At 69.3% G+C, this 17010-nt stretch carries 19 protein-coding genes; 5 read left to right on the forward strand and 14 right to left on the reverse strand.

Annotation, left to right across the window (positions count from 1 at the left end):
* The first annotated feature begins 12 nt into the window (after positions 1–12).
* Positions 13–1212, forward strand: coding sequence for a cytochrome P450 (locus SAVERM_RS03415; RefSeq protein WP_010982022.1), 1200 nt, complete (start codon positions 13–15; stop codon positions 1210–1212).
* 89 nt (positions 1213–1301) lie between these two features.
* Here SAVERM_RS03415 and SAVERM_RS03420 read toward each other — a convergent pair whose 3' ends face one another.
* The gene (locus SAVERM_RS03420; RefSeq protein WP_010982023.1) at positions 1302–1937 is read right to left on the reverse strand and encodes a TetR/AcrR family transcriptional regulator; all 636 of its coding nucleotides are present in this window, start codon (positions 1935–1937) and stop codon (positions 1302–1304) included.
* A gap of 265 nt (positions 1938–2202) precedes the next feature.
* Here SAVERM_RS03420 and SAVERM_RS03425 point away from each other — a divergent pair, with 265 nt between their 5' ends.
* Entirely contained in the window at positions 2203–4665 is a 2463-nt protein-coding gene (locus SAVERM_RS03425) for a SpoIIE family protein phosphatase (RefSeq protein ID WP_010982024.1), read from the forward strand.
* Between the two features lie 87 nt (positions 4666–4752).
* Entirely contained in the window at positions 4753–7182 is a 2430-nt protein-coding gene (locus tag SAVERM_RS03430; RefSeq protein WP_010982025.1) for an ATP-binding SpoIIE family protein phosphatase, read from the forward strand.
* 359 nt (positions 7183–7541) lie between these two features.
* Here the strand turns inward: SAVERM_RS03430 and SAVERM_RS03435 are convergent, their stop codons facing one another.
* Entirely contained in the window at positions 7542–7988 is a 447-nt protein-coding gene (locus SAVERM_RS03435; protein ID WP_010982026.1) for an Lrp/AsnC family transcriptional regulator, read from the reverse strand.
* Between the two features lie 93 nt (positions 7989–8081).
* Here SAVERM_RS03435 and SAVERM_RS03440 point away from each other — a divergent pair, with 93 nt between their 5' ends.
* Positions 8082–8900 carry an LLM class flavin-dependent oxidoreductase gene (locus tag SAVERM_RS03440; protein ID WP_010982027.1) on the forward strand — a complete coding sequence of 273 codons (819 nt, stop codon included), beginning with the start codon at positions 8082–8084 and terminating at the stop codon, positions 8898–8900.
* On the forward strand, positions 8897–9334 hold the full coding sequence (locus tag SAVERM_RS03445; protein ID WP_010982028.1) for a nucleoside deaminase: 438 nt from the start codon (positions 8897–8899) through the stop codon (positions 9332–9334). The genes SAVERM_RS03440 and SAVERM_RS03445 overlap by 4 nt, the downstream gene beginning before the upstream one ends.
* Positions 9335–9452: 118 nt before the next feature.
* On the opposite strand, the gene SAVERM_RS03450 is transcribed toward SAVERM_RS03445, so the two are convergent.
* From SAVERM_RS03450 to SAVERM_RS03500, 12 genes are all read right to left on the reverse strand, one after another.
* Positions 9453–9863: a gas vesicle protein K gene (locus tag SAVERM_RS03450; RefSeq protein WP_010982029.1), complete on the reverse strand. Its 411-nt coding sequence runs from the start codon at positions 9861–9863 to the stop codon at positions 9453–9455.
* On the reverse strand, positions 9860–10147 hold the full coding sequence (locus SAVERM_RS03455; protein WP_010982030.1) for a gas vesicle protein: 288 nt from the start codon (positions 10145–10147) through the stop codon (positions 9860–9862). Before SAVERM_RS03455 ends, SAVERM_RS03450 begins: the two co-directional genes overlap by 4 nt.
* Positions 10147–10962: a GvpL/GvpF family gas vesicle protein gene (locus SAVERM_RS03460; RefSeq protein ID WP_010982031.1), complete on the reverse strand. Its 816-nt coding sequence runs from the start codon at positions 10960–10962 to the stop codon at positions 10147–10149. The genes SAVERM_RS03455 and SAVERM_RS03460 overlap by 1 nt, the downstream gene beginning before the upstream one ends.
* Positions 10959–11408, reverse strand: a complete 450-nt coding sequence (locus tag SAVERM_RS03465; RefSeq protein WP_010982032.1) for a gas vesicle protein — start codon at positions 11406–11408, stop codon at positions 10959–10961. The genes SAVERM_RS03460 and SAVERM_RS03465 overlap by 4 nt, the downstream gene beginning before the upstream one ends.
* Complete coding sequence (locus tag SAVERM_RS42635) at positions 11405–11569, reverse strand: hypothetical protein (RefSeq protein WP_154696715.1); 165 nt, start codon at positions 11567–11569, stop codon at positions 11405–11407. The genes SAVERM_RS03465 and SAVERM_RS42635 overlap by 4 nt, the downstream gene beginning before the upstream one ends.
* Positions 11570–11625: 56 nt before the next feature.
* A complete protein-coding gene (locus tag SAVERM_RS03470; RefSeq protein ID WP_010982034.1) occupies positions 11626–11877 on the reverse strand; it encodes a gas vesicle protein GvpG in 252 nt (83 codons plus the stop codon).
* Positions 11878–11894: 17 nt separating this feature from the next.
* Entirely contained in the window at positions 11895–12617 is a 723-nt protein-coding gene (locus SAVERM_RS03475) for a GvpL/GvpF family gas vesicle protein (RefSeq protein ID WP_010982035.1), read from the reverse strand.
* 3 nt (positions 12618–12620) lie between these two features.
* A complete protein-coding gene (locus tag SAVERM_RS03480) occupies positions 12621–13070 on the reverse strand; it encodes a gas vesicle structural protein GvpA (RefSeq protein ID WP_010982036.1) in 450 nt (149 codons plus the stop codon).
* 110 nt (positions 13071–13180) lie between these two features.
* Positions 13181–13549, reverse strand: coding sequence for a gas vesicle protein GvpO (locus SAVERM_RS03485; RefSeq protein ID WP_010982037.1), 369 nt, complete (start codon positions 13547–13549; stop codon positions 13181–13183).
* A gap of 553 nt (positions 13550–14102) precedes the next feature.
* The gene (locus tag SAVERM_RS03490) at positions 14103–14909 is read right to left on the reverse strand and encodes an ABC transporter ATP-binding protein (RefSeq protein ID WP_037651180.1); all 807 of its coding nucleotides are present in this window, start codon (positions 14907–14909) and stop codon (positions 14103–14105) included.
* The gene (locus SAVERM_RS03495) at positions 14906–15880 is read right to left on the reverse strand and encodes a FecCD family ABC transporter permease (RefSeq protein WP_037651175.1); all 975 of its coding nucleotides are present in this window, start codon (positions 15878–15880) and stop codon (positions 14906–14908) included. Before SAVERM_RS03495 ends, SAVERM_RS03490 begins: the two co-directional genes overlap by 4 nt.
* A 62-nt stretch (positions 15881–15942) precedes the next feature.
* A complete protein-coding gene (locus tag SAVERM_RS03500; protein WP_010982040.1) occupies positions 15943–16986 on the reverse strand; it encodes an ABC transporter substrate-binding protein in 1044 nt (347 codons plus the stop codon).
* Between the last annotated feature and the right edge of the window lie 24 nt (positions 16987–17010).

Below are 17010 nucleotides of genomic sequence, written 5' to 3' on the forward strand. Positions count from 1 at the left end.
CGAGGAGCCACCATGGCCTCCGACACCCTGCTGGCCCGGATCACCGACTACGCCAACCGCCCCGACCCCTACCCGCTGTACGCCGAACTCCGCGAGGCGGGGCCCGTGGTGCGGCAGGCGGACGGCAGCTATCTGATCGGCACCTACCACGAGATCGTCGCGCTGCTGCACGACCCCCGGATGAGCGCCGATCCGCGCTCGCGCACCGCTCCCGCTCCGTACGAGGTGACACGAAAACCGTCGTTCCTTCGGCTCGACGACCCCGAGCACCACCGGCTGCGCAACTCGGCCATGCGGCCGTTCGGCCCGCCGCACAGTCCGGGCCGGGTCGACTCCATGCGCGGCGAGATCGTCCAGCTGACCAAGGAACTGGCGGAAGTGTTCCAGGAGGGCAGGCAGATCGACGTCGTCGACGACTTCGCCTACCCACTGCCCGTGACCGTGATCTGCCGCCTGCTCGGCATCCCGGACAAGGACGAGCAGCTCTTCCAGGACTGGACCGATACCCTCGTCGCGTCCGCCGACATCGGGCCCGAAGGTGACACCGCCGAACGGGACCAGGCGGCCGACCAGGCGCAGCAGGAGATGGGCCAGTACCTGGTCCAACTCGCCGAACAGCGCCGCGGTCGGCCCACCGGCGACATGCTCTCCGACCTCGTCAACGAACCGGACCCGGCCGCACGGCTCAGCGAGGAGGACCTGGCGGCGAACACCATCCTGCTGTTCATCGCCGGACACGAGACCACGGTCAATCTGATCGCCAACGGCGTCCTCACCCTGTTGCGCCGGCCCGACCAACTGGACCGTCTGCGCGAAGACCCCAGCCTGCTGCCGCGAGCGGTGGAGGAACTGCTGCGCTACGAGCCCCCGGTCCACATGCGCGAGCGGGTTCCCCTCGTCGACATCGACGTCGCCGGCACCACGATCCCCGGTGGCACGTCCGTCATCCTGGCGCTGGCCTCGGGCAGCCGCGACCCGATGCGGTTCAGCGAACCCGACCGGTTCGACCCCACCCGCCCGGACAACCAGCACGTCGGCTTCGGCAGCGGTATCCACCTGTGCTTCGGCGCGCCACTCGCCCGTATCGAAGCCGAGGCCGCGCTCGGCGCGCTGCTCCCCCACCTCGGCACGGCACGCCTGGTCCAGGACCCGCCTCCCTACCGGCAGAACGCCATGCTGCGCGGACCCCGCCACCTGCCCATCCAACTCTGAGGCCGAGGGGCGGCGACAACAGGCGAGAGAGGTCAGCCGCCCCGGCCCATTACGCAGGCCGCGGGAGCCGGTGCGCGGCCGGGACCTCTTCACGCTGCGGCGGGAAGGGGCCGCCAGGCGAGGTCCCGGGCCTCATCCGGGGAAAGGCCGAGCATATGCAGGATTGTCTCTGCCATTGCGCCCGCGGCCTGGTCACTGTCGGCCTCGGGCTGGTTGCACCACAGCTCCAGGAGCGCCAGCAGGCCGCCGTTCAGCAGGGTCAGGGCTATCACCGGGTCGGCCACGGTGAACCGGCCTGCGGCCATGCCCTGCTCCACGTCGCGCTTCGCGCGCGGAGCCAGTCCGTCCCCGGCGTATATCCGACCGAGCTGGCTGTGACACAGGATCTGCATGATCTCCGGGTATGACGCGGCCATGCGCGCGCTGAGCCGCACGCCCCCAGCGACGCGCTCGGCTGGATCATCGACGCCGTGCAGGCGTTCGTCGACGGCTTGGGCGTACTCCTCCAGCGCATCGGCCACGGCCGCGTCGAACAGGTCCGGCTTGCCCGCGAAGTGGTTGTAGAAGGAGCCGAGGCCCACGTCCGCGCGTTCCGCGATGGCATGGATGCTGGCGCTGGCGCCACCGGACTCGGCCAGGACCTGCCGCGCGGCGCGGACGAGTGCCTGGCGGGTCTCGGCACGACGGCGTTCGAATCGGTTCCTGCGTGGGGCTGGCATCGGCATGCTCCATGAATAAGAGCAGCAGTTCTGATGTATTCATCATTGCACCATCCGCCTCAACCGTCCACCCTGGCCCACCAATCCCGACTCCGCGGTTGCGTGATGCGACAGCGCACGGTCACATCTGGCAATTTGATCAATTTCGGGGGACTTGACGATAAAGGGATCGTATCTGACTATTTCGTCAGAAGTGGACAAAGCCGTCCATTGGGCCGACGCCGCGCATGCCGAGGCTGTCGCACACCTCAGCACCGATGGGAAGAACCGGATGACGAAGACCGACCACACGCCACTCGCCGAGCCGGTGAGCCCCCGAGAGACACCCGATGCCGCAATAGCGATGCTCGACGCGGAGGGGACCGTGGTGGGGTGGACGCACGCCGCTGAGCAGCTTGTCGGGTACTCGGCCGGGGAAGTGGTGGGCCGGTCCGCCACACACGTGCTGCCGCCCGCCGAGGACGTCCCGAGTGCTTCAGTGTTCGCCGAGCAGGGCCGTGCCCTGGATGGCTGGTCCGGCGCCGTGACGGTCCGCCACCGCGACGGCCACGCCATCAAAATGACGCTGCGGATCTCGCTGCTGTGGGGGCAGGACGCCGGAACCCGGTGGCTGGTGTCCGTGACCGACATAGGCACCCTGTCCTCGGGGACGTCCGACGAAGCCGTGCGGGAGTCGCTCCTGGCCCACGCGCCGGTCGGCATCGCGGTCTATGACCCGCGGCTGCGCTGCACCTGGGTCAACGACGTCATGGAGCGCCACGACGGCACTCCTCGTGAGCGACGGTTCGGGCGCCGCCTGCGGGACTCACTGCCCGCCGTGGAGGCCGAAGCGCTCGAGGTGGTGATGCGGCAGGTGCTGGAGAGCGGCACCACCATGGTCCACGAGTACCGGGCGTGGTCGTCGACGGACCAGCGCCGGGAGCACGCGTTCTCGGCCTCGTTCTTCTGCCTCCAGGACGCGGACGGCACGGCACTGGCCGTGTGCTCGATGAGCGTGGACGTCACGGGCAACCGGCGGGCGCGCGAGCGTCTTGCCATCCTCAGCGAAGCCAGCACGCGCATCGGCAGCACCCTCGAGGTCATGCGGACCGGGCAGGAACTGGCCGACCTCGCCGTGCCCCTGCTGGCCGACCACGCAATCGTCGACCTGATGGAGTCGGTTCCGTTCGGCGTGGATCCCTCGGCGGGGACCGGCACGGCGGCGAACGACCGCCCACCTGTGCTGCGCCGTGCCGGTGTGGCCTCCGTCGACCCGGGCATCCTCAAGTTGCTGATGCGCCAAGAGGTGATCCGCCCCTTCCCGACCTCGCTGTTCGCCACCGTCCTGCGCACGGGCAGGTCTTACCTGGAATCGGTGCTGGACACCTATTCAGGCCCCTGGATTCTTCACGACCCGGCGCGGACGCAGATGGTCCGTGACAGCGGCGTCCACTCTTTGATGGTCGTACCCATCCGTGCGCGGCGCTGTGCGCTGGGACTGGCGGTGTTCTGCCGCTCCGAGGAGCCGACGCCGTTCCAGGAGGACGACCTCCTGCTCGCAGAGGAACTCGTCACCCGGGCCGCGCTCAGCCTGGACAACGCTCTCCAGTACGCTCGCCAACGCACCGCGGCCCTGACGCTCCAACGCGACCTGCTCCCCCACCATGTGGGAGGTGGCGCCGCCCTCGATGTGGCCTCGCGCTACGTGCCGGCTGACATAGACCACGGCGTGGGGGGCGACTGGTTCGACGTGATCAAGCTGTCCGGCGCCAGGGTGGCCCTCGTCGTCGGAGATGTGGTCGGACACGGCATCAACGCCGCGGTGACGATGGGCCGATTGCGCACCGCCGTCCGCACGCTCGCGAACATGGAACTGCCTCCGCACGAACTGCTGGCGCACCTCGATGACACGGTCAAGCGGCTGAGCGAGGAAGACGCCGACGCTCCGGACCAGCTCCCCCCGGCGGTGGGCGCCACGTGTCTGTATGCCGTCTACGACCCGGTCACCCGGCGGTGCACGATGTCGCGGGCCGGGCATCCCCCGCCCGCGATCATCGACCCGCAGGGCCGTGCCACTTTCCCCGACATGCCCGCCGGGGCCCCGCTCGGCCTCGGCCTCGGTCTGGTCCCCTTCGAGTCCGTGGAACTGGAACTGCCCGAGGGCACTCTGCTCGCGCTCTACACCGACGGTCTGGTCGAGTCCCGCGACGACGACATCGACGTGGGCCTCGACCGCTTGGGCGCCGCCCTGGCAGAGTCCGGTTCGGCCCTGGAAGACCTGTGCTCCCAGGTGATCGAGACCTTGCCGACTCAGGCCCCGGCCGACGATGTCACCTTGCTCCTTGCGCGGACTCGCGGACTCGAACCGGCCCAGGTCGCCTCCTGGGAGCTGCCGAACGAGCCGGCCGCCGTCCGCATCGCCCGGCAGGCAGCCGCCCGTCAGCTCAGCGAATGGGGGCTCGATCATCTGGTGACCACCGAGCAGCTGATCGTCAGTGAACTGGTCACCAACGCCATCCGCTACAGCGGCGGGCCGATCCGCCTACGACTCATCCAGCACCAGGTCTTGACCTGCGAAGTCTCCGACAGCAACCCCAGCCACCCACGCCCCCGTCAGCCCCACACCATCGACGAGAACGGCCGCGGCCTTTCCCTCGTCGCCCAGTTGTCCCACCGGTGGGGCTCCCGCTCCGCAACCGACGGCAAGATCGTCTGGGCCGAACAAGACCTGCCCTCCAAAGCCCTCGCGGCGTGACGCGCTGCGGCACGCCGACCGGGCGGCCGACAGCCGCCACAGCATGCCGATCTCTCGAGCCGCACGCTCTCGTACAGGAAGCCACTGATGGATAAAGAGAATGCCAAGAACGCCTACTCGGCAGGCGCCTCCCAAGGATCGACGGGCGTCTCCGGTTCCGGTCCCGGCGGCAGGCGATGCGCCTGTGACGGCCCGGCAGCCGCCGTGCTCGACGATCGAGGCGCGGTGGTGGGGTGGACCGAGACGGCGGAGGACCTGACGGGGTTCCGCGCCGGGGAGGTCTGCGGCCGCCCCGTGCAGGAACTGGTGGCCGACCTCCCGGACCACCTTCGCGGCGCCACGGATATGCCGGAATCCGGGCGGGTACGGCTGCGGCACCAGTGCGGCGACACCATCGACGTCACTTTCCGGACCACAAGGGTGCAGGGCTCGGCGCAGGTCCTCGTCCTGGCGGCACCCACACACCACGTCGCCGACCACAAGCAGGGCACAGCGCTCCTGCGCGCACTGTCCGCACAGAACCGGATCACGATCGCCCTGTACGACACCGACCTGGCCACTGTGCAAACGAACGCCAAGCCGGACACTCCCGACGGCCTTCCAGTACAGCCCGGCACTCGGCTGAGCGACGTGCTGTGCGCCGATGACGCCGAGAACCTGGAGGCAGTACTGCGCCAGGTGCTCGAGACGGGTGTCCCGGTGGTCCGCAGAACCCAGCAAGTGAGCTGGCGGCACAATTCGGCGCGGCGGCACACGCTGTCGCTGTCTGCCTTTCGTCTGGAGGACGTGCGAGCACGCCCCACGGGGGTCGCAGCCCTGTACATCGACAGCGACGACCTGCGTGCCCGCCGTCATCTGGATCTCGCCCGCGAGGTGGCCGAGCGAGTAGGAGGATCCCTGGATGTCGTGCGCACCGCACAGGACCTTGCGGACGTTCTCGCACCTGCGTTCGGGGATCTCGCCGCAGTCGACCTTGCGTACTCCGTTCTCGACGGGGAAGAACCCTCGAAGCAGCTGAACGGTGGAAACATGGGCAACGCGGCCCTTGCGCCGGCCACCGCGGTGTGGCCGGCCGGCATCAAGCGCGGCGAGTCCATCCCGCCCCTTCCCGACCACCCCCTGTGGCGCAGTTTCCGACACGGCGAGCCAGCCGTCTTCAGCCTTGACGACTTCATCGCCATGGTCGGCGACCCGCAGCTGGTCAAGTATCTCGCCCCGAAGGACGCCCATTCGATGATGGTGGCACCGTTGCATGCCCGCGGGCTCACGCTCGGCGCCATATCGGTCTGGCGCTGCGGCCGATCCGACCCCTTCACCGAGGACGAGGCGGATCTCATGAAGCAGATCGCCTCACGGGGTGCGCTCGCCATCGACAACGCCCGCCGTTACACGCGCGAGCACCGGGCGGCCGTAGCGCTGCAGCAGCTCCTCCTTCCCCCGGCCACCACCGACACGCCGGCCGCCGAGACCGCCGGCGTCCACCTGCCCGCAGGCGGGGAAGCGGACATCAGCGGCGACTGGTACGACGCCATCGCTCTGCCCTCTCTCCGGCTGGCACTTGTCGCCGGAGACGTGGTCGGCCACGGCATGTCCGCAAGCGCCGCCATGGGCAGCCTGCGCGCCGCCATCCGGACGCTCGCGGACCTGGAGCTCGAACCGGACGAGCTGCTCACCCGGCTCGCGGACCTGGTCCAGCGCCTCGCGGCCGAAGCCCCGTCCGGCGACTGCGACATCGTCGGCGGAACGTGCCTGTACGCGGTCTACGACCCGGTCACCCGCCGCTGCGCCATGGCCAGCGCCGGGCATCCGCCACCCGTCCTGGTGCGGCCCGACGGGACCGCCGAAGCAGTCGGTATCTCCCCGGGGCCACCACTCGCCCTGAGCGGCATGCCGTACGAGACCACCATCATCGACGTCGAGCCGGGCAGCGTCCTCGCTCTCTACACCGACGGCCTGGTCGAACGGAGCGATCGCGACATCGGCCAAGGCCTGCGGCGCCTGACGGAAGCCCTCGCCGCGTACTGCCGTCCGGATCGCGCCCTGGACGAAACCGGCCGTGCTCTCCTCGCCGATCTGGCAGACCAGGCGCCGCGCGACGACGGGGCCCTACTGCTGGCCCGCACCCGCGCCGTCCCAGCGGCGGACACCGCTCACTGGGAGATCCCGGCCGATCCCGCCGCCGTCGCAAAGGCTCGAGAGTGGACAACCCGTCAACTCACCTTGTGGGGCCTGGACGACCTCCTCTTCGCCACCGAACTCATCGTCAGCGAACTGGTGACCAACGCCATCCGCTACGGTCGTCCGCCGATGGACCTCCGTCTGATTCGCCACAACGCCCTGGTGTGCGAGGTCACCGACTCCAGCAGCACCCAGCCCCGCCTGCGGCGTGCCCGCACAACCGACGAGGGAGGACGCGGCCTGTTCCTCGTCGCTCAACTCGGCGGACGATGGGGCTGCCGCCACGTCCAGAACGGCAAGACGATCTGGTCCGAGCAAGTCATCCAGGATTCCTCCTGAAGCTACGGCTCACGAGGCCGCTGCCACCACCGAGCTGGTCGTCAGCGAGCCGGTCACCAACGCCATCCGCCACGCAAGCGCCCGATCGAGCTGCGGCTGATCCACAACGGCATGCTGATCAGTCGCACGGCTGTGTGAGCGGTGCACCCGGCACACCGGAGCGGGAAAGACCATCTGGGCCGAGCAACCCGCCCACTGCACGCTCTCGACTCGACCACTGCCCCGCTCGTCGCTGCGTACCCCGCAGGCTGGGAGCATGATGTTGCCGCGCGGCCGGGGTCGGCGGGGCCTGGTGCGCCCGGACCGCGATGGCACTCCACTACCGCTCTGCGGGAATGCGGCGGCGGGTCGACCGTTGGTCAGGGCCGGCTGGGTGAGCGATAGGGCAGCGTCTGGCTGTAGACGACGCTCGTGGTCGTGCTGCCAAAACCAGCCAGCTCATCCACGAGCGTCTCCAAGTGCTCCATGGAGCTCGCGGCCACCTTCAAGGTGTAACAGTCGTCGCCGGTGGTGCGCAGGCACTCCAGGATCTCCCCCCGCTCGGCGAGCAGCCGACGCAACGGCTGGTGGCGGTTGCCGGGGTACTTCAGCCGGACGACGGCGAGCACGGGATAGCCGACCTTGGCCAGGTCGACCACGGCGTGGTAACCGGTGATGACGCCCAACGACTCCAGATTCCGCACCCGTTCCGTGGTGGCCGAGGAGCTGAGATTCACGCGCCGTCCCAACTCGCTGAGGGAGATGCGAGCCTCCCGTTGCAGCTGCCCGATGATCGCCCAGTCAACGTCGTCAAGATTCACGGCCATGTCGCGACTCTACCGGCAGAACCACGGAAGAACGTCGCCATCGCCGGGAAGATTCGGTTCCGTATGCCATGATCTCCTGGATAACCTCGGCTCATGCAACTTGGCGTCAACGTACCGAACTTCGGGCCCGGAACCGATCCCGGCGTACTGCGCGATTGGGCGCGGCTCGCTGAGGGGCTCGGCTTCGACCTCCTCATGGTGTCGGACCACGTGGCCGTCACCCCGGACGTGGCCGAGCGGTACCCGGAGCCGTTCTACGAGCCGTTCACCACGCTGTCCTGGCTGGCTGGCCTCACCACGAGGCTGCGGCTGGGCACCACGGTGCTCGTCCTGCCCTACCGGCATCCGCTGCTGGTGGCTCGGATGGCTGCCAACCTCAACCAACTCAGCAGCGGCCGGTTCGTCCTCGGGGTAGGCGTCGGCTGGGCGCGTCAGGAGTTCGACGCGCTCGGCGTTCCGTTCACCGCGCGCGGCCGACTGGCCGACGAGTACCTGGGTGCCCTGCGGGATGCCTGGCGCACGGAGACCGGGGACGGCACCGCCCCGATACCTGTCTGGGTCGGCGGCCACAGCGAGGCGGCAATCCGACGCACGGTCAGGTTCGGCGACGCCTGGCACCCGCTGCGGCTCCCCCTCCCCCTGATGCGCTCAGTCCTGGCGAACCACTCGCTGCCGGCGTTCGCGCCCCGGATCGCCCTGCGGATGACCGGCACACCGGTCGACGACCGCGAGCGGCCCGCCGGTGTCGGCACCATCGAGCAGATCCTCGACGACCTCGACCAGCTCCGTCTGCTCGGCGCGGCCACCGTCGTACTCGACCCCTACCACGGAGATCCGGAGGAGACCCGCCGGCCCCACGCGGCCTGGCAGGCACTCACCGCCGTGGCCACACACTGGAGGACCCCATCGTGATCACCATTGAGGACGAGACCCTCCTGCGGCGTGCCATCGGCATCGCGGCCCACGCGGTCACCCTGGGGGACGCACCGTACGGCTCCCTGCTGACCGGCCCGGACGGCGCGATCCTTGCCGAAGCCCACAACACGGTACGGCGCGACAACGACATCGCCGCCCACCCGGAACTGAAGCTCGCCCGCTGGGCGGCCCGCGAACTCGCCCCGGCCGCGGCCGCCCGCACCACCATGTACACCAGCTGCCAGCCCTGCACCATGTGCGCCGGCGGCATCGTCCGCTCCGGCATCGGCCGGGTCGTCTACGCGCTCTCCACCGAGCAACTCGTCGAACTCAACCCGCAGTCGGGCGACTGGCCGACGGTGCCCCAGGACGGCCCGGTCCTCTTCGAGGAGGCGCGCGCCCCCATCGACGCCTACTACCGACCCACCTGATGACATCGGCTCGTCAAACTGTTCGAGCCGGTCGAGCGCGACACGCGCGAGGTTCGCCAGGCCGCGCTTCACGTGTGCCCGGAGATGCTCGACCGTGCCCCAGCGACCGCCTTGGGAGTCAGTAGTCGGAAGGCGGGAGCAGTGTGCCGAGGGGGCCGAGATCAATATTGAGGTCCTGCATGGTCAGGCCGTAGCGACCGCAAAGGTCGTTCAAGCGGTCGTGCAGGACCATCAGGGTCATCCCGAGGCGCTCTTCCTCCTCCTCGGTGAGGTCGCCGGCATCCACGCGGTGCAGGGCTTGTCGTTCCATGAGCTGACGGATGAGTTCGACCAGGGTGAGTACCAGCTTGATCAGATCTCGTTCCACGGTGTCGGGGTCGGTATTGATCCGGGAGGCCGGATGGGGTGGGCTCTCGTTGCCCGACGCGGGGACGTCCTGCGGAGCGGCGGGGAACAGGCGGAAGGGACCGGGAGCCGCGTCGGCCGCCTCGTCGGAGCGGCCTTGGTGACGGGGGGTGTCGGGCGTCATGGTGAGGGGAGCTGGTCGGGGTGGCCGGGTGACGTGACCGGGAGCGGCCCACCACGGCTCCAGGGGCTTGGGGTCGTGGTGCCGATGGAGGCGATGAGGGCTCGCAGGGAGATCCGTACGAGGTCGATGTCGGCGATCGACAAGGTGACATCGCCGGTGATGACGATGCCACCGGTGAGCAGGCGGTCCAGGAGGTCGATGAGCGCGACCTGGCGGTCAGGCAGGGACCCGCGGTCCGGTGGGCGGGGCTTCGCAGGGCCGAAATCGGAGGGGTCGGTCATCATCAGGTGATCGCCTCCTCGCTCATTTCACCCGGCTCGTTCTGCCGGGAGACGAAGGAGTACGGCGCCCACGGTCCGGTGATCTCGACGCGGATGGTCTCGGACTGCTCGGCGGCCAGCTGGACCGCGTCCCGGAAGTCCTCGGCCTGGCCGTCGGCCACCAGGTAGGCGTTGTTCACTATGTTCTCGCCGGAGCCGTGGGAGAGGGGGCCTTGCTGCAGGCGGTGCCGGACGTGTTCGACGGCCTGGGTACGGGCCGCGGCCTCGACGCGTCGCGCGGCCTGCTCCGCGGCTCGGTAGGCGTCCTGTCGTGAGTCCCGTTCCTGATGGCGGCTACGCAGGTAGGCCCGGCCGGGACTCAGTTCGGCCGCGGGTGCGGCCGCTGTGGAGGCCGTAGGGGCCGAGGGGGGATCGAAATAGACTTTGACTCCCCATTCCATGTGGCCGGCGAGGTGGGCGAGGCGCTGCGCGAACGCGCGGTGACCGGCTCTGATCATGGCGCGGACGCGGTCGTCGTCGCGATAGATGGTCGCAAGTCGCAAGGGCAGGACGGTGGTCCGGGCCGCCATCGCGTCGACAACCCGGTGGTGTGCCCGGGCCACGGCCTCCAGCCAGTCGAGATCCTCCAGGTGAGCGGCGAGCGGTGCCTCGTCGAAGTCGTCGGCCGGGACACTACTGACGATCGCTGCCAGGTTCGCGTCTTCGTCCGGCACCAGCCGCACTGGCGCGTCGGCGATTCCTCGCAGGGCGGCCACCACGTCGTACGAGCCGCCAGGGACCGCCGACACGCCGTACAGGTAGCTGACCGTCGCCGTCATCGCTCTGTCCTCGGTGTCCGCCGGTTGCCGGCGCGGGTGGACTTGGCCGTACTGGCACGCTTCTTGGGACGCTCGGGTTTCTCAGCGGGGCCCTCGGCCGACGGAAGGGCCTGGGCGTCGCGCAGGCCAGCTATCTCTTCACGCAGTCTTCGGTTCTCCTCGGCCAGCTCACGGCCGCCGTCAGCGTGGGAGGACAGGGCCGGGTCGTGTTCCCACCAGTCGATGCCCATTTCCTTGGCCTTGTCGACCGAGGCCACGAGGAGACGCAGCTTGATGGTGAGCAGTTCGATGTCGAGGAGGTTGATCTGAATGTCACCCGCGATGACGATGCCCTTGTCCAGTACGCGTTCCAGGATGTCGGCCAGGTTGGCCGAGGAGCCCTGGCCGTAGGACGGGGACGCCCGGGAGGGGAAGGAGCCGAGGTTGCTCGGGACAGGTTCGGTCACGGCCGTTCAGACCTCGATTCGGCGTCGGCGGTGTCGGTCAGCGCCGACTCGCGGCACGGCGCGGACGTTCTCTGCGTACGGGGCTCCGCGTCGTGCCCCTCTTCGGCTTCCTCGTAGAGGCAACCGAAGAGGAGCACCGCGCCTGCTGCGGCATTCATCATCGTGGGGGCTCCTCCTGACACCTCCTGGTCCGCACATCCACCGCCCGCTGAGAACCTCATGCTCCGGTGCCCTCCCGGAAGCGAGTGATCTCTTCGAGCCGGTCCAGCAGCTCGTCCTCACGTCGGTCGAAGGTCTCCTGATCGATCTGGCCGGACACCAGTGCCCGTTCCAGTTCGGCGAGTTCCTTCAGCACCGGATCGGGGTCGTAGTACTGCTCTTCCGCGACCTGCGCCACCTGCTGCATGACCCACCCGACGCCTCGGACGGGGGCCAGCGGGAGAGTCAGCAGGTGAGTCAACAGTCCCATGACAGATCTCCACGCACTTACGTTGCCTCGACGAAGCTGTAGGGCGGCAGCGGCCCGTGCAGACGGAAGTCGAAGTCCGCTCCGCGCTCGTTCGCCAGATCCTGCTCCGCGGCCGTGAAGCCCTCCTGCCGGGCCTTGTCCACAAGGAACGAGACGCTCACGAAGTCACCGCCTTTCGGATCCGAAGCCCGGATGTCGCGTGCCAGGGGACGCAGCGCTTCGACGGCTCCCGCGGCAAAGGACTCGTGGCGCAACTGGACCTCCCCAGCTACCCGTTCGCCCAGCGCGATCTGCAGATCCGGGCCGGCCCGGCCGCTGCGGATCTGCTCGTTCAGCTGGTGGGCCTCGGGTGATTGCAGCAGGATCTCCCGCAGCAGCGCGTCCTCGTCGCAGGATGCCTTCAGGTGGAACTCCACACAGCCGTCCAGGGCCGTCAGCCGCTCCTGATACGAGGCGGCTCGCTCATCCAGCACCTGGAGCACCGCTTGATCGTCGGAGGTCACCGCTCCGAAACGCAGGGGCAGCACACTGCCCTCGGCCATCAGCCGTTCCAGCACCGCCTCATGCGCCAGGACGTCGCGCCGCTTGGCTCTGAGCCCGTCCGGCGCATCGCTGACCACCGCTGCCAGCGACCGACTGTTCACGGTGCGCAGCTTCTCCGGCGGTTCTCCCACGCCGGTGACGCCGTCCAGGCGTAGGGGGTGGCTCGCGGCTGTGATGGCGTAGACATAGACGGCCATGGCTCACTCTTCCCGGCGCCGAGCAGGGCGGCGCGTCGGCCGTGGCCTCTTCCGCTCCGCTGCCGGCTCGCGCTCTTCCTCTCGGTCCTCCTCATGCCCCTGGTGGAACGACTCCGTGACGGCCTCCACCGCGCCGGTGAGGGCGCCCTTGCTCTTTCCCTTGGCTCCGCCTTCGGTGACCTCTCCGACGAGGTCGGTCAGCTGTGCCGGGGCTTTGCGCCCGCTCTCCAGATCGAGCCTGTTGCAGGCCTCGGCGAAGCGCAGGTAGGTATCGACGCTGGCCACCACCACACGGGCGTCGATCTTCAGGATCTCGATGCCCACCAGCGAAACGCGGGCGAAGACGTCGATGACGAGCCCGCGATCCAGGACCAGTTCCAGGACGTCGTACAGCGTTCCCGAGCCGCCGCCCTGGGCGACGCCGCCTCCACCGCTTTGCGGCACCACAGTCATGGTGCCTCCTTTCATGAGGCCGCCGCCGGCGCGGCCCCGTCCGGCTCCGTTCACCTACGGGATGCACAGCCGTGTATTCACCACGGGGAGACAGCCCTGTGGCGGGGCCCTCAGGCACGCCGGTCGACCTGGGCGCGTGTGTACCGGCGGATCCGCTCGTACGCCATCAGCTCGCCATCCGCGTCGAGCGTCACCCGGTAGCTGGCCATCACGCTGGTCGTCTCAGGTATGCGCTCGATCTCCAGCACCTCCACCTCGGCTTCCCATCCGTCATCGGTGGGCCGAACCGCTGAGACGGATTCCGGCGCCTTTCCCAGCAGCTCCTTCAGCTGCTGCATCGCCGAGAGCATGGCTCGCGACGCTGAAAGCCGCTGCGAGGGGCGCGGGCTCTCACCTCGGCTGCGGACGCGAGACTCCTCGGTCCCGCGATGCGTGCGCTTACGGGGCCTCGCGCTATCGCCGTTTCGATCCGCAGGCATGTTCCGCTCAAATACCTCAATTATTGAAATAGGATCTCAAATTGCATTCTATCGGATCTCGCGATATGCGGCTCGGCGCCTGCATGAAGGCGTCCGCCTGCACGGAGCAGGCGAAGGGGAGGCGGCGGTCTCCCGGCGTTGCAGGAGCCTTGCTACTGGCACGGGGACGCAGTACGCACAGAAAGGTACCGACGATCAGAGCCGTCGCTGGACCGAGCACGGTGGCATTCGACGGTGCCCCGCCAGTGCCGTGCCGCGGCGGGCGAGAGTCGGCACGCCGCGGTGAACTGCGCTGACAGGCCGTCAGCCCCCGGCCCGTCGCGGCGGACGACGGTGCCGGGCGATGCCGATCCATCCCGCCGGTGACAGCACCCGCTCCCTGGTGAAGGACGAACCGCACCCGGCCTGGCTGAGGGAACTGCGGCGGCAGGGAACCGTCCTGGCTAGCGTGTGCACCGGCTCGCTCGTCCTTGCGGCCGCCGGTTTGCCGGCGGGCCGGCAGGCCACCACCCACCGGGACCACCTCGGCAAGCTCGCAAGGATCGACGGCGCGTCACCGCTCTGCGGGCGCGGGCTCGGCCTCCCGGTCCAGGGCGAGCGGCTCGGCGGCATAGGTGATGCGGACGACGCCGTCGGCATGCCGCTCCGTGGCGCCCCGTACGCCGAAGACCTCTCGCAGGAGGTCCGGTGTCAGGACCTCCAGCACGGGTCCCGCCGCGACCACCGCGCCTTCGTGGAGCACGACGAGGTGGTCGCAGAGTCGGGCGGCGAGGTCGAGGTCGTGCAGGACCGCCAGGGTGGTGATGCCGGTGCTGCGGATCAGGTCCAGGAGTTCGAACCGGGCGCGGATGTCGAGGTGGTTGGTGAGTTCGTCCAGGACCAGAAGCTGCGGACGCTGGGCGAGGGCACGGGCCAGCAGGACGCGCTGGCGTTCGCCGCCGGACAGGGTGGCGTAGTCCCGGTCCGCGAAGGGGCCGACTCCGCAGCGTTCGACCGCCTCGGTCACGGCCTCGCGGTCCTCGGCGCCGTCCCGACCCATCAGGCCGTGATGGGGCGTACGTCCCAGGGCGACGATCTCGGTTACGGTCAGGCCGGTCGTGGTGCCGGCGTCCTGGAGAACGGCCGCCGTGCGGCGGGCGGCGGTACGAGCAGACAGCTCCCATACGTCGTCGCCGCCGACCCTGACCACGCCGTCGGCCGGGCGCAGCGAGCGGTAGACCGTACGGAGCAGGGTGGACTTGCCGCTGCCGTTGGGGCCCACGAGTCCGACGATGTCGCCCTTGGCGGCCTCCAGCTGCACATCGCGGAGGATCGGCTTGCGGTCCAGGGTGATGTGGAGCTGGTCCACGGTCAGTTTCATACGGTGTCCAGGCCCTTGTCGCGGCGCAGCAGCCACAGGAAGAAGGGGGCGCCGAGCAGAGCGGTGAGGATGCCCAGCGGCAGTTCGTTGGGGCGGTTGACGGTGCGGGAGAGCAGGTCGACGAGGACGAGGTACACGGCGCCCAGGAGTGCGGTCAGGGGCAGCAGTCTGCGGTGGTCCGCTCCGGTGGTGAGGCGGACCAGGTGGGGGATCATCAGGCCGACGAAGCCGACGCCACCCGCTACGGCGATGACGGTGCCGGTGAGCAGCGCGCTGATCACCAGGAGGACGGCGCGCAGCCGGTTGACGTCCACCCCGAGCGCGGTGGCGGACTCGTCACCGGCCAGCAGGGCGTTGAGGCGGCGGCCGAACAGGGTCAGCACGACGGTGCTCGTCAGGACCACCGCCGTGACGGTGGGCAGTTGGCTCCACTGGGCGCCGGCGACGCTGCCGAGCATCCAGAACATCACGGTCCGCAGCTCGGTGGGCGTCGCCAGCAGTTGGACGAAGCTCGTCACGGACAGCAGGACATAGCCGACCGCGACCCCCGCCAGGACCAGCCGGGTGGGGGCCAGCCGGCCCTGACGTTGCCCCAGGGCGAAGACCAGTGCCCCGGCGGCCAGTGCGCCGACGAATGCCGCGCCCGACACGCCGAGACCGGCCAGCCCGCCGAGTGCGACGCCGCCGAGGGTGATGACCAGCACGGCGCCGAGCGAGGCGCCGTAGGAGAAGCCGAGGACGACCGGGTCGGCGAGCGGGTTGGAGACCAGGGTCTGGAGCACCGCTCCGGCGACGGCCAGTCCCGCGCCGACCAGGGCGGCCAGGGCGACGCGAGGAGCCCGGAAGGTCCACACGATCTGGTCCAGCGCCGGGTCACCGGCGGCTCCCCGCCCGGTGACGTGGTGCAGGAGAATGCCCCACACATCCGCCACCGGGATGTTCACCGCTCCGATACTCACCGCCACCACCATCACGGCGACGAGGACGAGAAGCAGGCCGACGACGGCGAGCGGCAGCCGCAGGCGGCTCGGGCTCAGAACTTGTCGGGGTGCAGAGCCTTGGCGATCTTCTCGACGGCCAGGTCGTTGCTGGGGCCGAGGTACATCGAGTCGGACAGGGCCACGTACGTGTTGTTCTTCGCGGCCGGCCACTGGGGGAACTCCTTCAGCAGTTTCTTGGCGTAGGCCGCCGGGTTCGGGTCGTTGTAGCCGATGACGACGAGCGCGTCGACATCGGTGGCGGCCACCTTCTCCTTGCTCAGGTCGGCGAAGGAGGTCTTGGAGGCCGACGCGAAGGCGTTGCTGCCGCCGGCCTTGGCGAGGATGTCGTTGTAGATGCCCTTGGCGACGACCGAGCTGAAGTCGTTGCCGCCCATGGCCATGTTGGAGAACAGAACCATGACCTTCGGCTGCTTCTCGCCCTTGACCTTGGCGGAGATCTCGGCGATGTGCTTCTCCGACGCGGCGATCAGCTGCTCTGCGCGGTCACGGACGTTGAAGATCTTGCCCATGTCGCGCAGCAGCGTGTAGCTGTCGGCGACGGTCATCTTGGAGGTGTCCTGGTCGCAGCCCTGCGGGGAGACGTAGGTGTGGGCGCCCACCTCCTTGAGCTGGTCGCGGGTGGCGAAGCCGTTCTTCTCGTCGAAGCCGTACGACGTCGTGGACAGCACCAGGTCCGGCCGCAGCCCGATCATCGCCTCGCGCGGGATGTCGTAGGCGTCGTTGAGCTTGACCTTGCCGTTGGGCAGGGCCTTGATGGCCTTGGCGCGGCCGGGGACCTCGGACATTCCGTAGCTCTGCTGGTTGGCGACGACGCGGTCGCCGAGGCCGAGGGAGAGCAGCGTGGAGACCTCGGCGACCGAGGCGCCGTTCATGACGACGACTCGGCCGGGCGCCTTGGTGAACTTCTCGGACACTCCGCAGTTCTCGAGGATCGCCGGATAACCGGACTTCGCGGCGGCCGCGGACGCCTTGTCGCCGGTGGCGCCGTCCTGGTCGGTCGACGAGTCGGCGCATGCCGCCGTGACCAGACAGAGGGCGCCGGCCAGGGCGACGGCGACCGGCCGTTTCTTCGACATGCTGGCTCCTTGCTGCGGGGTGTT

Source organism: Streptomyces avermitilis MA-4680 = NBRC 14893, from assembly GCF_000009765.2.
GTDB lineage: Bacteria > Actinomycetota > Actinomycetes > Streptomycetales > Streptomycetaceae > Streptomyces > Streptomyces avermitilis.

Bases quoted from the DNA above. Each gene is read 5' to 3' on its own strand.
- SAVERM_RS03435 (WP_010982026.1), bottom strand. From the start codon at position 7,988: ATGGCCGTGAATCTTGACGACGTTGACTGGGCGATCATCGGGCAGCTG.
- SAVERM_RS03485 (WP_010982037.1), bottom strand. From the start codon at position 13,549: ATGCCTGCGGATCGAAACGGCGATAGCGCGAGGCCCCGTAAGCGCACG.
- SAVERM_RS03475 (WP_010982035.1), bottom strand. From the start codon at position 12,617: ATGGCCGTCTATGTCTACGCCATCACAGCCGCGAGCCACCCCCTACGC.
- SAVERM_RS42635 (WP_154696715.1), bottom strand. From the start codon at position 11,569: ATGATGAATGCCGCAGCAGGCGCGGTGCTCCTCTTCGGTTGCCTCTAC.
- SAVERM_RS03495 (WP_037651175.1), bottom strand. From the start codon at position 15,880: ATGGTGGTGGCGGTGAGTATCGGAGCGGTGAACATCCCGGTGGCGGAT.
- SAVERM_RS03430 (WP_010982025.1), top strand. From the start codon at position 4,753: ATGGATAAAGAGAATGCCAAGAACGCCTACTCGGCAGGCGCCTCCCAA.
- SAVERM_RS03450 (WP_010982029.1), bottom strand. From the start codon at position 9,863: ATGACGCCCGACACCCCCCGTCACCAAGGCCGCTCCGACGAGGCGGCC.
- SAVERM_RS03455 (WP_010982030.1), bottom strand. From the start codon at position 10,147: ATGATGACCGACCCCTCCGATTTCGGCCCTGCGAAGCCCCGCCCACCG.
- SAVERM_RS03440 (WP_010982027.1), top strand. From the start codon at position 8,082: ATGCAACTTGGCGTCAACGTACCGAACTTCGGGCCCGGAACCGATCCC.
- SAVERM_RS03480 (WP_010982036.1), bottom strand. From the start codon at position 13,070: ATGACTGTGGTGCCGCAAAGCGGTGGAGGCGGCGTCGCCCAGGGCGGC.
- SAVERM_RS03490 (WP_037651180.1), bottom strand. From the start codon at position 14,909: ATGAAACTGACCGTGGACCAGCTCCACATCACCCTGGACCGCAAGCCG.
- SAVERM_RS03460 (WP_010982031.1), bottom strand. From the start codon at position 10,962: ATGACGGCGACGGTCAGCTACCTGTACGGCGTGTCGGCGGTCCCTGGC.
- SAVERM_RS03500 (WP_010982040.1), bottom strand. From the start codon at position 16,986: ATGTCGAAGAAACGGCCGGTCGCCGTCGCCCTGGCCGGCGCCCTCTGT.
- SAVERM_RS03425 (WP_010982024.1), top strand. From the start codon at position 2,203: ATGACGAAGACCGACCACACGCCACTCGCCGAGCCGGTGAGCCCCCGA.
- SAVERM_RS03420 (WP_010982023.1), bottom strand. From the start codon at position 1,937: ATGCCGATGCCAGCCCCACGCAGGAACCGATTCGAACGCCGTCGTGCC.
- SAVERM_RS03415 (WP_010982022.1), top strand. From the start codon at position 13: ATGGCCTCCGACACCCTGCTGGCCCGGATCACCGACTACGCCAACCGC.
- SAVERM_RS03470 (WP_010982034.1), bottom strand. From the start codon at position 11,877: ATGGGACTGTTGACTCACCTGCTGACTCTCCCGCTGGCCCCCGTCCGA.